At 71.7% G+C, this 14,994-nt stretch carries 9 protein-coding genes; 8 read left to right on the forward strand and 1 reads right to left on the reverse strand.

The annotated features are described in order from the left end of the window. Positions 1-249 precede the first annotated feature (249 nt). From AACH11_RS10645 to AACH11_RS10660, 4 genes are all read left to right on the forward strand, one after another. Positions 250-2,436, forward strand: coding sequence for a putative bifunctional diguanylate cyclase/phosphodiesterase (locus AACH11_RS10645; protein ID WP_341374199.1), 2,187 nt, complete (start codon positions 250-252; stop codon positions 2,434-2,436). A 77-nt stretch (positions 2,437-2,513) separates the two neighbouring features. Next, positions 2,514-3,569, forward strand: a complete 1,056-nt coding sequence (locus tag AACH11_RS10650; RefSeq protein ID WP_341374200.1) for a homocysteine S-methyltransferase family protein — start codon at positions 2,514-2,516, stop codon at positions 3,567-3,569. A gap of 113 nt (positions 3,570-3,682) precedes the next feature. Further along, complete coding sequence (gene metH, locus AACH11_RS10655; protein WP_341374201.1) at positions 3,683-6,454, forward strand: methionine synthase; 2,772 nt, start codon at positions 3,683-3,685, stop codon at positions 6,452-6,454. A gap of 267 nt (positions 6,455-6,721) precedes the next feature. Continuing rightward, complete coding sequence (locus AACH11_RS10660) at positions 6,722-8,650, forward strand: cytochrome-c peroxidase (RefSeq protein ID WP_341374202.1); 1,929 nt, start codon at positions 6,722-6,724, stop codon at positions 8,648-8,650. 102 nt (positions 8,651-8,752) lie between these two features. Here the strand turns inward: AACH11_RS10660 and AACH11_RS10665 are convergent, their stop codons facing one another. Next, positions 8,753-10,312 carry a YifB family Mg chelatase-like AAA ATPase gene (locus AACH11_RS10665; RefSeq protein ID WP_341374203.1) on the reverse strand — a complete coding sequence of 520 codons (1,560 nt, stop codon included), beginning with the start codon at positions 10,310-10,312 and terminating at the stop codon, positions 8,753-8,755. A 377-nt stretch (positions 10,313-10,689) separates the two neighbouring features. On the opposite strand from AACH11_RS10665, the gene glnK reads away from it, so the two are divergent. From glnK to gshA, 4 genes are all read left to right on the forward strand, one after another. After that, positions 10,690-11,028 (forward strand): P-II family nitrogen regulator, encoded by a 339-nt coding sequence (gene glnK / locus AACH11_RS10670; RefSeq protein WP_341374204.1) that lies wholly within the window; start codon positions 10,690-10,692, stop codon positions 11,026-11,028. A 142-nt stretch (positions 11,029-11,170) separates the two neighbouring features. Beyond that, the gene (locus AACH11_RS10675) at positions 11,171-12,709 is read left to right on the forward strand and encodes an ammonium transporter (RefSeq protein WP_341374205.1); all 1,539 of its coding nucleotides are present in this window, start codon (positions 11,171-11,173) and stop codon (positions 12,707-12,709) included. A gap of 151 nt (positions 12,710-12,860) precedes the next feature. Then, on the forward strand, positions 12,861-13,457 hold the full coding sequence (locus AACH11_RS10680) for a cyclic nucleotide-binding domain-containing protein (protein ID WP_341374206.1): 597 nt from the start codon (positions 12,861-12,863) through the stop codon (positions 13,455-13,457). Positions 13,458-13,606: 149 nt separating this feature from the next. Beyond that, positions 13,607-14,890 carry a glutamate--cysteine ligase gene (gshA, locus tag AACH11_RS10685; RefSeq protein WP_341374207.1) on the forward strand — a complete coding sequence of 428 codons (1,284 nt, stop codon included), beginning with the start codon at positions 13,607-13,609 and terminating at the stop codon, positions 14,888-14,890. The last annotated feature ends 104 nt before the right edge of the window (positions 14,891-14,994 follow it).

The following is a 14,994-nucleotide window of genomic DNA, read 5'->3' on the forward strand; positions in this document are numbered from 1 at the left end:
GCCGCATCGGGCCCCGGCCGGCGCCCGTGCGCCGCGGCCGTGGCCTGCGGCGTGCACGAGCGGGGACCGGGGCTGTTCCCGACGGATGCTGTCGGGGGCTCTGGACACCCGGCCCTCGGGCACCGGGGTGCGTCAAGAGCACGCCGCCGGACGACGATATCAGCGCAGCAGTGCTGCTGCGCGGCACCCGGCTCCCGGGTGCGGGCGGTCTTCCGACCGCCGCGTGGCTGCCGCCTGACCGCCGCCGCCATGAGCCCCCCCACTCCCCTGACGATCCAGCACGATCCCTGGTTGCTGCTGCTGGCCACGTGCGTGGCCTGGGTCGCGTTCGTGCTCGGGCTGGATCTGGCGCAGCGCCGCCGCGGCTTCGGCGGCCGCCTGGCGCTGGGCTGGACCGCCGGCGGCGCGCTGGCCTTGGGCACCGGCATCTGGGCCGCGCATTTCGTCGGCCTGCTGGCCTTGCAGCTGCCGCTGATCGTCACCTTCGACCGCTGGCGGACCTTCGCCGCCTGGGCCCTGGCGCTGGGGTGTGCCGGCTTGGCCCTGTCCTGGAGCGTGGCCGGGCCGGGCCGGGCCTGGCACCGGTTGCTGCGCGCCGTCGTGCTGGCCGCCGGGGTCACGGCCATGGTGCGCACCGGGCTGTCCGGGCTGTCGCTGTCGCCGGCCCCCCGCTGGAGTCCGGCGTGGCAGGCCGGGCTCGGCCTGTATGCGGTGGCGGGCTGCGCGATCGCCCTGGCCTTGTTCGAGCGCGCGCCGGATCCTCGCAGCCGCACGCGTGCGCTGGGTGGGCGGCTGCTGGGCGCGACCGTGCTGGCCGGGCTGCTGTGCGGCTTCCATCTGCTGACCGTCCTCGGGGCCGGTCTGCAGGATGAGCTGCGCACGCTGCGGCTGGACGGCCTGCCGCACGAAGGCCTGGCGGTGATGGTCGGCCTGGCCGTGCTGCTGCTGTTGACGCTGACGCTGTGCACCTCGCTGCTCGACCAGCGCATGGCCGAACGCCAGAGCGTGCTGACCGATTCGCTGCAGGCGACCAACGAGGAGCTGGCGCGGGCCATGCTCCACGATGTGCTGACCGACCTGCCCAACCGCCTGCTGCTCGAACAGCGCCTGACGGAGGGCGTGGGCCGTGCTGACGCCAGCGGCCGCCGCCTGGCGGTGCTGTTCATCGACCTCGACGGCTTCAAGCCGGTCAACGACCTCTACGGCCACGGCGCCGGCGACCAGGTGCTGCGCACCGTGGCCCGGCGCCTGAAGACCGATCTGCGCGAGGGCGACACCGTCGCCCGCGTCGGTGGCGACGAGTTCGTGCTGCTGGCCCACGATCTGGCCGATGCGGATGCCGCCCTGGCGCTCGGCCAGCGCATGCTGCGGCGCTTGCAGGAGTCGCTGCGCGTCGATGAGCGCGACGTGCGGGTCGACGCGGCCATCGGCATCGCCCTCTATCCGGACCACGGCCCGGCCGCGCGCCTGCTCGGCGCGGCCGACACCGCGATGTACGAGGCCAAGCGCGGCGGCGGCGGACGCATCGTGTTCTTCGCCCCCAGCATGGAGGTCGACGCGCGCGACCAGATGGAGCTGCTGGGTGATCTGCGGCGCGCGCTGGAAGACCCGTCCGCCAGCGGTCTGATGCTGCACTACCAGCCCAAGGTGCGGGCCATCGACGGCACGCTGATCGGCCTGGAGGCCCTGCTGCGCTGGCAGCATCCGCGGCGCGGCTGGGTCAGTCCGCTGCAGTTCGTGAACCTGGCCGAGCGCAGCGGATTGATCGACCGCCTGGGCGACTGGGTGATCCGCGAGGCCTGTGCCCAGCTGGCCACCTGGCGGGCCCTGGGCCTGGTGGTGCGGGTGGCCGTCAACCTCTCGGTGCTGCAGCTGCGCGATGTCGGTCTGCCCTCGCGCGTGCGGGCGCGGCTGGAGGAGCACCAGCTGCCGGCCGGCCAGCTGATGTTCGAGATCACCGAATCGACCGCGATGCAGGACGTCGAGGCCACGCTGCACATCCTGGATGCGCTGGCCGCCCTCGGCACCGAGCTGTCGATCGACGACTTCGGCACCGGCTACTCCAGCCTGTCCTACCTGCGGCGCCTGCCGGTGCGCGAGCTCAAGATCGACCGCAGCTTCGTGCGCGACCTCGACGAGGGCGACGAGCGCCAGCGGGCCGACGCGCGGGCCATCGTCGAGGCCGTCGTGCGGCTGGCCCACGCGCTGGGGCTGCACGTGCTGGCCGAGGGCGTCGAGACCCCGGCCCAGCGCCAGGTGCTGGTGCAGCTGGGCTGTGACGAGCTGCAGGGCTATCTGTTCGCGCGGCCGGTGGCCGGTGAGACGCTGACGCGCTGGGCGGTCGGCGAGGACTGCCCGCCCGCGCTGCGCATCGACCCGGGGGTGGCCGCCGCGACCGGCACGCCGCCCGGACAGGGGGTGCTGGCCACGGTCTGAGCCGGGCGCCTCGCACGCCCAGCCGGCCAAGGCCGCATCCGGGACCGGCCCGGGGTGGCCCTTCTAGAATCCGGACCATGAGCAAGCCCATCGTCTACACCCGCGGCCAGGCGCTGCCCGGGATCCTCGCGCGCCGCATCGCCATCATCGACGGTGCGATGGGCACCATGATCCAGCGCTACAAGCTGGGCGAGGCCGACTTCCGCGCCGGGCGCTTCGCCGACCACGCCAAGGACCTCAAGGGCAACAACGACCTGCTGGTGCTGACCCGCCCGGACGTGATCCGCGAGATCCACGAGCAGTACCTGGCCGCCGGCGCCGACCTGATCGAGACCAACACTTTCGGCGCCACCTCGGTCGCCCAGGAAGACTACGACCTGGCCGCCGTCGCGCGCGAGCTCAACGTCGCCGCCGCCCGTCTCGCGCGTGAGGCCTGCGACGCCCATGCCACGCCCGAGCGGCCGCGCTTCGTCGCCGGCGCCCTCGGCCCGACGCCGCGCACGGCCAGCATCAGCCCCGACGTCAACGATCCCGGCGCCCGCAATGTCGACTTCGACACCCTGCGCGCGGCCTACCGCGAGCAGGCCGAAGGGCTGCTGGAGGGCGGCTGCGACGTCTTCCTGGTCGAGACCATCTTCGACACCCTCAACGCCAAGGCCGCCATCTTCGCGCTCGACGAGCTGATGGAGGACACCGGCGAGCGCCTGCCCGTCATCATCAGCGGCACCGTCACCGACGCTTCGGGCCGCATCCTCAGCGGCCAGACCGTGCCGGCCTTCTGGAACAGCGTGCGCCATGCGCGGCCGCTGGCCATCGGCCTGAACTGCGCGCTCGGTGCGGCCGTCATGCGGCCCTACATCGAGGAGCTGAGCAAGGTCGCGTCCGACACCTTCATCAGCTGCTATCCGAACGCCGGCCTGCCCAACCCGATGAGCGACACCGGCTTCGACGAGACGCCCGAGGTCACCGCCGGCATGCTGGCCGAGTTCGCCCAGGCCGGCTTCGTCAACATCGTCGGCGGCTGCTGCGGCACCACGCCGGACCACATCGCCGCCATCGCGCGCAAGGTCGCGGACTACCGTCCGCGCCACAAGGCCGACCCGCTGTTCAGCGGGCTCGTCGCCGCCGCCTGAGCCTGACCTCGCCCCTGCGGCGCCCTCCCGCCGCGCACGCTGCCGCCTGCCGCGGTCGCCCTCCTGCCGGAGCGCGGCCGCCCGATCCGCTTTCGCCCGCCCGCCCGCACGCCATGACCGACTCCGCCACCTCCACGCCTGCCGCCGCCGTGCCGCCGATGCGCCTGTCGGGCCTCGAACCCGTGTCCATCGGGCAGGGCACGCTGTTCGTCAACGTCGGTGAGCGCACCAACGTCACCGGCTCCAAGGCCTTCGCGCGGATGGTCCTCGAAGGCCGCTACGAGGACGCGCTGGCCGTGGCCCGCCAGCAGGTCGAGAACGGCGCCCAGGTCATCGACGTCAACATGGACGAGGCGATGCTGGACTCGCAGGCGGCGATGGTGCGCTTCCTGAACCTGATCGCCTCCGAGCCCGAGATCGCGCGCGTGCCGATCATGGTCGACTCGTCGAAGTGGACGGTCATCGAGGCCGGGCTGAAGTGCCTGCAGGGCAAGGGCATCGTCAACTCGATCAGCCTGAAGGAAGGCGAGGCCGAGTTCAGGCGCCAGGCGACGCTGATCCGGCGTTATGGCGCGGCCACCGTGGTGATGGCCTTCGACGAGGCCGGCCAGGCCGACACCTATGCGCGCAAGACCGAGATCTGCGCGCGGGCCTACCGCATCCTGGTCGACGAGGTGGGCTTCCCGCCCGAGGACATCATCTTCGACCCCAACATCTTCGCGATCGCCACCGGCATCGAGGAGCACGCGAACTACGCGGTCGACTTCATCGAGGCCACGCGCTGGATCAAGGCGAACCTGCCGGGCGCCAAGGTCTCGGGCGGCGTGTCCAACGTCAGCTTCTCCTTCCGCGGCAACGAGCCGGTGCGCGAGGCCATCCACACCGTCTTCCTGTACCACGCGATCGCCGCCGGCATGGACATGGGCATCGTCAACGCCGGCATGGTCGGCGTCTACGACGACCTGCCCGCCGATCTGCGCGAGCGGGTCGAGGACGTGGTGCTCAACCGCCGCGAGGACGCCACCGAGCGTCTGCTGGAGGTGGCCGAGAGCGTCAAGGGCGCGGCCAAGGACGACTCGGCCAAGCTGGCCTGGCGCGGCACGGCTGAAGCGCCGGCGCCGGTCGAGGTGCGCCTGAGCCACGCGCTGGTGCACGGCATCACCGAGTTCATCGACGCCGATACCGAGGAGTGCTGGCAGGCCGTGCAGGCCAAGGGCGGCCGCCCGCTGCACGTGATCGAGGGCCCGCTGATGGCCGGCATGAACACGGTCGGTGACCTGTTCGGCGCCGGCAAGATGTTCCTGCCGCAGGTGGTCAAGAGCGCCCGCGTGATGAAGCAGGCGGTGGCCAGGCTGCTGCCCTGGATCGAGGCCGAGAAGGCCGCGATGGCCGCCTCGGGCGGTGACGTCAAGCCCAAGGGCAAGATCGTCATCGCCACCGTCAAGGGCGACGTGCACGACATCGGCAAGAACATCGTCACCGTGGTCCTGCAGTGCAACAACTTCGAGGTCGTCAACATGGGCGTGATGGTCCCGTGCCAGGACATCCTCGCCAAGGCCAAGGCAGAGGGCGCGGACATCATCGGCCTGTCGGGTCTGATCACGCCCAGCCTGGAGGAGATGCAGCACGTCGCCGCCGAGATGCAGCGCGATGCCTGGTTCCGCGAGCGGGCCACGCCGCTGCTGATCGGCGGTGCGACCTGCAGCCGTGTGCACACGGCGGTCAAGATCGCGCCGAACTACGAAGGCCCGGTGGTCTACGTGCCCGATGCCAGCCGCTCGGTCGGCGTGTGCAGCGAGCTGCTGAGCGACGAGCGCGCCGCGAAGTACATCGCCGAGCTGAAGACCGACTACGAGCGCGTGCGCGAGCAGCACGCCAACCGCAAGACCACGCCGCTGGTGACGCTGGCCCAGGCCCGCGCCAACAAGACGCCGCTGGACTGGGCCGCCTACGAGCCGCCGGCACCGAAGTTCACCGGCCGCCGCGTGCTGAAGAACTACGACCTGGCCGAGCTGGCCGCGTGCATCGACTGGGCGCCGTTCTTCCAGACCTGGGACCTGGCGGGCAAGTTTCCCGAGATCCTGAAGGACCCGGTCGTCGGCGAGGAGGCCGTGCGCGTGTTCGACGATGGCAGGAAGCTGCTGCAGCGCGCGATCGACGGCCGCTGGCTGCAGGCCAACGGCGTGTTCGGCTTCTGGCCGGCCAACACGGTCGACGATGACACGATCGCCATCTACACCGACGACAGCCGCAGCCAGGTGCTGATGCACTGGCGTCCGCTGCGCCTGCAGACCGAGCGGCCGGTGGTCGATGGCGTGATGCGGCCCAACCGCAGCCTGGCCGATTTCATCGCGCCGCGCGCCGACGCCGGCGGCAAGGACGACTGGATCGGCCTGTTCGCGGTGACGGCCGGCCTCGGTGCCGACGCGCGCACCGCGCAGTTCGAGGCGGCGCACGACGACTACTCGGCCATCATGCTCAAGGCCATCGCCGACCGCCTGGCCGAGGCCTTCGCCGAGCGCCTGCACCAGCGCGTGCGCACCGAGTTCTGGGGTTATGCACCCGATGAGCGGCTCAGCAACGAGCAGCTCATCGCCGAGGCCTATCGCGGCATCCGTCCCGCGCCGGGCTATCCCGCCTGCCCCGACCACCACGTCAAGCGCGCGATGTTCCGCACGCTGGCGGCCGAGGACATCGGCATGGGCCTGACCGAGAGCCTGGCGATGACGCCGGCGGCCTCGGTCAGCGGCTTCTACCTGGCCCATCCGCAGGCGACGTACTTCAACGTCGGCCGCATCGGCGAGGACCAGCTGGCCGACTGGGCCGCGCGCGAGGCGCTCGACGAGGCTCAGGCGCGCCGCTTGCTGGCCCCGCAATTGGGCTGATTCCGTCGCTGTCCAGGGCGGATGTCACGCCCTGGCCCGGGACTCCGTCACCTTGGGGGTGCGGTTACGCCTGGGCTCGCCTGCATGAATTCGTTACTCCTGCGGTACGGAGTCGCTGGATATGGTTCACGAACGGGCAACAAGGTGCGGCACATGCCGTGACCGCCAGCCTGTTTTGCCAACCTGCAGTCCGTGGTGCGGAAGTCTTCCCGCCCTGTCGGCCATGCTCCGTCCTGGAGTCTGGTCGGGGCTGCACCGGAGACTCCCATGCATCTTTCACCGCAGACCCCCCGGCAGCGGTTCTTCCGTCGCAGCCTGACGACGGTCTTCGCCTTCGGCGCCAGCGCCCTGGCCGTCCAGGCCCAGACCAACGCCGTGTCGCCGCCGGCGCCCCTGTCCTCGGCCAGCCGTCCCGAGCCGTCCAACCTGTCGTCCTTCGTCGCCGACAAGGCCGCGGCCATCGCGCTCGGCAAGGCCCTGTTCTGGGACCTGCGCCTGGGCAGTGACGGCAAGACGGCCTGCGCCAGCTGCCATTTCAGCGCCGGTGCCGATCCCCGCTCGAAGAACCAGCTGTCGGCCGGCACCAACGGCGCGGGCAGCGCGGCGATGGCCCAGCTCGGCGGCCCCAACTATCAATTCAAGGCGTCGGACTTCCCGCTGCACCAGCTGTCCGATCCGGGCAACCGGGACTCCGCGGTGCTGCGCAGCCTCAGCGTGGTCGCCGGCTCGCAGGGCGTGCTCAAGGAGCAGTTCCAGGGCATCCAGCCGGGCCAGGGCGCCGACCTGCGTCAGCCGGTCTATGACCCGGTGTTCCATGTCGGCGCGCTCAACACCCGCCAGGTCACCGGCCGTAACGCGCCCAGCGTGATCAATGCGGTGTTCAACCTGCGCAACTTCTGGGACGGCCGCGCGCAGACGGTCTTCAACGGCGTCAACGGCTGGGGCAAGCGCGACAGCAGCGCCCGCGTCTACAAGACGACGCCGGTCTGGACGCTGTCGGGCTGGCAGTACCGGCCGCAGGCCACCTCGGTGGTCATCAACGACGCCTCGCTGGCCTCGCAGGCCGTCGGTCCGGTGCTCAACCCGGTGGAGATGACCGCCGCCGGTCGCATCTTCCCCGACCTGGGCCGCAAGATGATGGCCCTGCGTCCGCTGGCCGGCCAGGCCGTGGCCGCCGACGACAGCGTGCTGGGCGCCCGCCGCCATGCCAGTGGCGACGGTCTGTCGGCCGAGAGCTATGCCACGCTGGTGCGCACGGCCTTCCGTCCGGAGTGGTGGAACGCGACCTCGAACCTCACGGTCGATGGCAAGAGCTACAACCAGGCCGAGGCCAACTTCAGCCTGTTCTTCGGCCTCGCGCTGCAGCTCTACCAGGCCACGCTGGTGTCGGACCAGACGCCGTATGACCGCTATCTTCAGGGGCAGTCCGCTGCGCTGACGACGCAGCAGCAGCAGGGCTTCGCGCTGTTCGTCGGCAAGGGCCAGTGCATCAACTGCCACGGCGGTGCCGCACTGACCAACGCCAGCATCCACCGCCGCCTGGTCACCGACCGCATGAGCCGCATGACGATGGGCGACGGTCGCGTGGCGGTCTACGACGAGGGCTTCTACAACATCGGCGTCACCCGGACCAGCGACGACCCGGGCGTCGGTGGCAAGGATCCGTTCGGCTATCCGCTGTCCTACAGCGGCCTGTCCAAGCGCTCGTTGCTGCTGTTCAACGCCTTCGAGCTGGCCATCGCCGACGAGATCGTGACCCCGCTGACGCGCATCGCCGTCAACGGCGCGTTCAAGACGCCGGGCCTGCGCAACGTGGCGTTGACCGCGCCCTACTTCCACAACGGTGGCATGGCCACGCTGGAGCAGGTGGTGGAGTTCTACAACCGCGGTGGCAACTTCGCGCGCGCCAACATCGCCGACCTGGACGCCGACATCAAGCCGCTGGGCATGACGGCGGCCGAGCGGGCCTCGCTGGTTGCCTTCCTCAAGGGGCTGACCGACGATCGCGTGCGCCGTCATGCGGCCCCCTTCGACCACCCCTCGCTGGTGGTCCATGGGGGTCATGTCGGGGACACCTCGGCGGTGTCGGTGGGCAGCGACGGTCGTGCGGCCGATGCCTCCTGGCTGCTGCCGGCCATCGGCCGCGGGGGCTACGACGCCGCTCGAGTTCCGGCGGGCTTCCTCGGCCTGAACTGAGGCCTCGCGGGGCCGGACGGCCGGCCCCGGCCCCGGCTCCGGCCCGGTCACTGTCCGGCCGGCCGACCGCGGCGTCGCGGCGGCCGTGCGCGCGAGCCGCGGTCAGTTCGCCGCCTGCGGCAGCGCCCTCCGGTACTGCAGCGCCTCGGCCAGGGCACCGGTGTCGACCGTGTCCTGGCCGGCCAGATCGGCGATGGTGCGCGCCACGCGCAGTGCACGGTGCAGCGCGCGCGCTGACCAGCCCAGGCGCTCGGCCGCCTGGCGCGCCAGCTGCCGCGCGGCGGCATCGAGCCGGCAGGCCTCGTCCAGGGCCTGCCCCTGCAGCACCTGGTTGCTGCCGCCCTGGCGGGCCTGCTGCCGCGCGCGGGCCTGCAGCACCCGCGCGCGGACCGCCTCGCTGGGCTCGCCCGGCGGGCCGTCCAGCAACTGGGCCGGCGGCAGCGCGGCGACCTCGACCAGCAGGTCGATGCGGTCGAGCAACGGCCCGGACAGGCGGCCCTGGTAGCGCGCGATCTGGTCCGGCGTGCAACGGCAACCCCGGGCGGCCAGCCGGGCCCCCAGCCAGCCGCAGGGGCAGGGGTTCATCGCGGCCACCAGCTGGAAGCCGGCCGGGTAGCGGGCGGAGCGGGCCGCGCGGGCGATGCGGATCTCGCCGGTCTCCATCGGCTCGCGCAGCGCCTCCAGCGCACTGCGCGGGAATTCCGGCAGCTCGTCGAGGAACAGCACGCCGCCGTGGGCCAGCGAGATCTCGCCCGGCCGCGGCGGCGCCCCACCACCGACCAGGGCCACCGCACTGGCGCTGTGGTGGGGCGCGCGCCAGGGGCGGCGGGCCCAGCCGCCGCTGTCCTGCAGCTCGCCCGGCTCCAGCCCCTGCAGGGCGGCGCTGAGCAGGGCCTCGTCCTCGTCCATCGGCGGCAGCAGGCCGACCAGGCGCTGCGCGAGCATCGATTTGCCGCTGCCCGGCGGGCCGACGAACAGCAGATGGTGTTGACCCGCCGCCGCGATCTCCAGCGCCCGGCGTGCGCTGGCCTGGCCGCGCACATCGGCCAGGTCCGGGCCGAGGGCCGGCGGCGGCCCGTCCGCTGCGCTGGCGCGCGGCAGACCGTCGGGTGGCGCACCGGGCGAGCCATCGTCGGACGGACAGTCCGGGCTCATGGCCTGCACCACCTGGGCCAGATCATCGGCTGCGCGCACCACGATGCCCTGGGCGCGGGCCGCCCGTGTGGCGCAGGCCGCCGGCAGCACGAGCTCGCGGCCGGCCGGATCCCGGGCGGCGGCCAGTGCCAGCGCCAGCGCGCCGCGCACCGGCCGCAGGGCGCCGCCCAGCGACAGCTCACCGGCGAACTCGCAGCGGTCCAGCCGTGCCCGGTCCAGCAGGCCCTCCGCGGCCAGGATGCCGAGGGCGATCGGCAGGTCGAACCGACCGCTTTCCTTCGGCAGATCGGCCGGCGCCAGGCTGACCGTCACCCGCTTGTTGTGCGGGAAGGCGTGGCCGCAGGCCGCCAACGCCGCGCGCACCCGCTCGCGCGCCTCCTTGACCTCGGTGTCGGCCAGGCCCACCAGCGTGAAGCTGGGCAGGCCGTTGGCCAGATGCACCTCGACCTGCACCGGCGGGGCCTGCAGGCCGTCGAGCGCACGGCTGTGGATCAGGGCCAGGGACATCGCGCACCTCCTGCCCGCGGCATTGTCCGGCCCGGGTCCGGCTGTCTGCACCGGGCCGGGTCCGCTGCCGTCCGCCACATCCACAGGGCGGGGGATGTGTGCACCAAGTTCATGCATGGCAATGGATTGCACGACATTGGTGCGCCATGATGCATCGGCCTGGGTCGTGTTCACCGCCATGGGGCAGGCGACGCCCGGGGGCCGCACGGTGGCACGGAAGCTGCGAAAGGAGTTCCACGAATTGTTCGTGCCGTCGATGCGGCAGCGGCACCGCGAGCCGCCACCGCATCGACACGAGGGGCGCCCTGAAGGGGGCGATTCACGGGCCGGAGCGCCGTGTGCGGGGCGCTCGACAGCCAGCCACACAGGAGTAGCACATGAAGATGGTGACTGCCATCGTCAAGCCGTTCAAGCTTGACGAGGTGCGCGAGGCCTTGAGCGCGATCGGCGTCCAGGGCATCACGGTGACCGAGGTGAAGGGCTTCGGCCGCCAGAAGGGCCACACCGAGCTGTATCGCGGCGCGGAGTACGTGGTCGACTTTCTGCCCAAGGTCAAGATCGAGGCCGCGGTGGATGACGCCATCGTCGACCGCGTGATCGAGGCCATCGAAGGCTCGGCACGCACCGGCAAGATCGGCGACGGCAAGATCTTCGTCGCCGACCTCGAACAGGTCGTGCGCATCCGTACCGGCGAGACCGGCAAGGAAGCCCTCTGACCCTCCGCCTCGCGGCGGCGTCCCGCCTGATCGGGACCGACCGCGACGCATTTCGCTGAACCTGATTCCCCCGCACGTCGGATGACGAGGGCCGGGGCGGCCACGGCCGCGCCGGGACAGAGACACGCAGGAACGACACATCATGAGAAAGCTGATCGCTACGCTCGCCCTGGGCCTCGCCGCCCTGGGCTTCGCCGGCGGCGCCTGGTCCGAGGAGGCGTCAGCGCCCGCGGCGCCGGTCGCCACCGCCACTGCCGACGCGGCATCGCAGGAGGCCGCCGCGGCCCCGGCGGCGGCCGCCAGCACCGAGGCCGCTGCGGCGCCCGAGGCGGAAGCCTCCGCCGCCCCCGCGCCGGTCGCCAACAAGGGCGACGTCGCCTGGATGCTGCTGTCCACGCTGCTGGTCATCCTGATGGTCGTGCCCGGCCTGGCCCTGTTCTACGGCGGCCTGGTGCGCAGCAAGAACATGCTGTCGGTGCTGATGCAGGTGATGGTCACCTTCTCGCTGATCGTCGTGCTGTGGGCCCTGTACGGCTACAGCCTGGCATTCACCGAGGGCAATGCCTACATCGGCGGCTTCGACCGGCTGTTCCTCAAGGGCGTGTTCGACCCGGCCACGGGGACGTTCGCGATGGCCGCCACCTTCAGCAAGGGCGTCTACATCCCCGAGCTGCTGTTCGCCGCCTTCCAGGCCACGTTCGCCGGCATCACCTGCTGCCTGATCGTCGGCGCCTTCGCCGAGCGCATCAAGTTCTCGGCCGTGCTGCTGTTCTCGGCCCTGTGGTTCACCTTCAGCTACACGCCGGTGGCCCACATGGTCTGGTTCTGGATGGGCCCGGACGCCTACGCCAGCAAGGACGTCGTCGACGCGATGAACGCCAAGGCCGGCCTGCTGTGGCAGCACGGCGCGCTGGACTTCGCCGGCGGCACCGTGGTGCACATCAACGCCGCCGTGGCGGGCCTGGTCGGCTCCTACATGATCGGCAAGCGCGTCGGCTATGGCCGCGAAGCCATGGCGCCGCACAGCCTGCCGCTGACGATGGTCGGTGCCTCGCTGCTGTGGGTGGGCTGGTTCGGCTTCAACGCCGGTTCGGCGCTCGAAGCCGGCAACTCCGCCGTCCTGGCCTTCATGAACACCTTCACCGCCACCGCGGCCGCGGTGCTGGCCTGGTCGCTGGGTGAAGCCATGCTGCGCGGCAAGGCCTCGATGCTGGGTGCGGCCTCCGGTGCCGTCGCCGGTCTGGTGGCCATCACCCCGGCCGCCGGCAACGTCGGCCTGATGGGCGCCATCATCATCGGCTTCATCGCCGGCTTCGCCTGCCTGTGGGGCGTGCACGGCCTGAAGAAGCTGCTGGGCGCGGACGACACGCTGGACGTCTTCGGCGTCCACGGCGTCGGCGGCATCGTCGGTGCGCTGCTGACCGGCGTGTTCAACACGCAGGACCTCGGCGGCCCGGGCCTCGTGACCGACTGGGTCACCGCCACCGTCGGCTCCAACGGCATCGGCGCCCAGGTCTGGATCCAGCTCAAGGGCGTGCTGATCACCATCGCCTGGTCGGCGGTGGTCTCGGTGGTCTGCTACAAGATCGTCGACCTGGTCGTCGGCCTGCGCGTGACCGAAGAGGAAGAGCGCGAGGGTCTGGACATCAGCTCGCACGGCGAGACCGCCTACAGCAAGTGAGGGTCCTCCGGTGCGCCCTCCGGGTGCGCACCGGTGCCGATCGAAGGCCGCCTGCGGGCGGCTTTCTTCATGGTGCGGCGGCCACCATCCAGGGGGGCTGGCCCGGTCCCCCCGCTTGCGGGGGGCTCGGCGCCCGACGACACTTCCGGACATGAGCGAGCCGTCGATCCACTCCCCGGCCGCGGCTGCGGCACCCGCCGCCCCGCGCACCCGGCCCCTGGCCGACTTCCCGGCCCTCGCTCAGCGGGCGGTTGACCTGCTGCTGATCCAGCGCGCGCTGGTGCGCCTGGACGAGGCCGATGCCCGCGGCATCGTGCAGTACCTGCGCGAGGTCGCCTATCCGCCCGGGGCCACCGTGCTGCGCGCCGGTGACCAGGCCAATTTCATGCTGCTGCTGCTCGAGGGCGAGGTGGCCGTGCACCCGCAGGGCGACGATGCCTCCGGCGATCCGGTGGCGGTGCTCGGCCCGGGCTCGGTGCTGGGCGAGATGTCGCTGTTCGACGGCTCGCCCCGATCGGCCACCTGTGTCGCCCTGAGCACCGTGCGCGCCGCCGGCCTGGCCCGCAAGGGGCTGGAGCGGCTGGTGGTCGAGCAACCGGCCGTCGCGGCCCGTCTGATGGCCGGTCTGGCCCAGCAGATGGCCGAGCGGCTGCGCGCGGCCGGCGACCAGGTGATGATCTACGCCCAGCTCAACGACGAGCTGCGCGAGCGCGTGCAGCGCCTGAGCCAGGAGACCGGCGCGTTCTGATCCGCCGGACCCGCCGCCGGTGCGCTGCCCGGGCGCGGTGGGGCCGTCGTGGCCGCGGCCTGCACGGACCGTCCGGTGGTGCGACACTGGCGCCGACAGCGCGCCGCCACGTGGCGCGCTCCCCGCCACGACGCCTGCCGCACGCCACCATGGTCCCCCACCTCGTCACCGCGCTGACCGGTCCGATCAACGAACTGGAAGCCCGCATCCTCGACTCGCTGCCGGCCATCGAGCGCTGGTTCCGCCTGGAGTGGATGGAGCACACGCCGCCGTTCTACTGCGCGGTCGATCTGCGCAATTCGGGCTTCAAGCTGGCGCCGGTCGACACCAGCCTCTACCCGACCGCCTTCAACCACCTGACGCCCGAGATGCTGCCGCTGGCGGTGCAGGCGGCGATGGCGGCGATCGAGAAGATCTGCCCCGAGGCCAAGAACCTGCTGCTGCTGCCCGACAGCGCGCTGGTGCAGCGCAACCCGTTCTACCTCGGCCATCTGCAGCGGCTGGTGCGCATCTTCTCGCAGGCCGGCCTGAACGTGCGCCTGGGCGCGCTCGACCTGCGCATCGACCAGCCACAGACGCTGCGTGCGCCCGACGGTGGCGAGCTGCTGCTGGAGCCGCTGCTGCGCACGCCGCGCCGGCTCGGTCTCAAGGATTTCGATCCCTGCACCATCCTCGTCAACGATGACCTGGTCGCCGGCACGCCCGCGGTGCTGGAGAACCTGCACGAGCAGTACCTGCTGCCGCCGCTGCACGCCGGCTGGGGCCTGCGCCGCAAGAGCCGCCACTTCCAGAGCTACGAGGACGTGGCCAAGAAGTTCGCCAAGCTGCTGGGCATGGACCCCTGGCTGATCAACCCGATGTACGCCACCTGCGGCGAGGTCGACTTCAGCTCGCCCGGCGGCCTGGACTGCGTGCAGGCCAACGTCGACGCGCTGCTGACCAAGATCCGCCGCAAGTACAAGGAGTACGGCATCAACGAGCGGCCCTTCGTGGTCGTGAAGTCCGATGACGGCCACCATGGCGCGGGCATCATCACCGTGCGCGACGCGCGCGAACTGCCCGACCTGCAGCAGCGCTGCGCCGACAAGGCCGCCGGCGTCACCGAGGTCATCATCCAGGAAGGCGTGGCCACCTACGAGCGCGTGCACGAGGCGATGGCCGAGCCGGTGGTCTACATGATCGACCGCTACGTGGTCGGCGGCTTCTACCGCGTGCATGCCGAGCGTGGCGTCGACGAGAGCCTGAGCGGGCCCGGGGGCCGCTTCGTGCCGCTGGCCTTCGCCGATGGCCACCAGCTGCCGCGCCCTGGCGACAAGCCCGGCGTCAGCGCCCCCAACCGCTTCTACATGTACGGCGTGATCGGCCGGCTGGCCATGCTGGCGGCCAGCTACGAGCTCGAAGCCACCGATCCGGACGCCGAGACCTACGAATGATCCGTCGCGGTCCGGGCGTGGCGTCCTCGCGTCACCCGGATTGACGTCCGCGCAGGGGCCCGGCGCACAATAGCCGTCTTTTCGGCTTTCGGCGCCGGGCGCCC

The sequence above is a fragment of the Pseudaquabacterium rugosum genome, assembly GCF_038066575.1.
Classification (GTDB): Bacteria; Pseudomonadota; Gammaproteobacteria; order Burkholderiales; family Burkholderiaceae_C; genus Pseudaquabacterium; species Pseudaquabacterium rugosum.

Bases quoted from the DNA above. Each gene is read 5' to 3' on its own strand.
- AACH11_RS10645 (WP_341374199.1), top strand. From the start codon at position 250: ATGAGCCCCCCCACTCCCCTGACGATCCAGCACGATCCCTGGTTGCTG.
- AACH11_RS10650 (WP_341374200.1), top strand. From the start codon at position 2,514: ATGAGCAAGCCCATCGTCTACACCCGCGGCCAGGCGCTGCCCGGGATC.
- metH (WP_341374201.1), top strand. From the start codon at position 3,683: ATGACCGACTCCGCCACCTCCACGCCTGCCGCCGCCGTGCCGCCGATG.
- AACH11_RS10660 (WP_341374202.1), top strand. From the start codon at position 6,722: ATGCATCTTTCACCGCAGACCCCCCGGCAGCGGTTCTTCCGTCGCAGC.
- AACH11_RS10665 (WP_341374203.1), bottom strand. From the start codon at position 10,312: ATGTCCCTGGCCCTGATCCACAGCCGTGCGCTCGACGGCCTGCAGGCC.
- glnK (WP_341374204.1), top strand. From the start codon at position 10,690: ATGAAGATGGTGACTGCCATCGTCAAGCCGTTCAAGCTTGACGAGGTG.
- AACH11_RS10675 (WP_341374205.1), top strand. From the start codon at position 11,171: ATGAGAAAGCTGATCGCTACGCTCGCCCTGGGCCTCGCCGCCCTGGGC.
- AACH11_RS10680 (WP_341374206.1), top strand. From the start codon at position 12,861: ATGAGCGAGCCGTCGATCCACTCCCCGGCCGCGGCTGCGGCACCCGCC.
- gshA (WP_341374207.1), top strand. From the start codon at position 13,607: ATGGTCCCCCACCTCGTCACCGCGCTGACCGGTCCGATCAACGAACTG.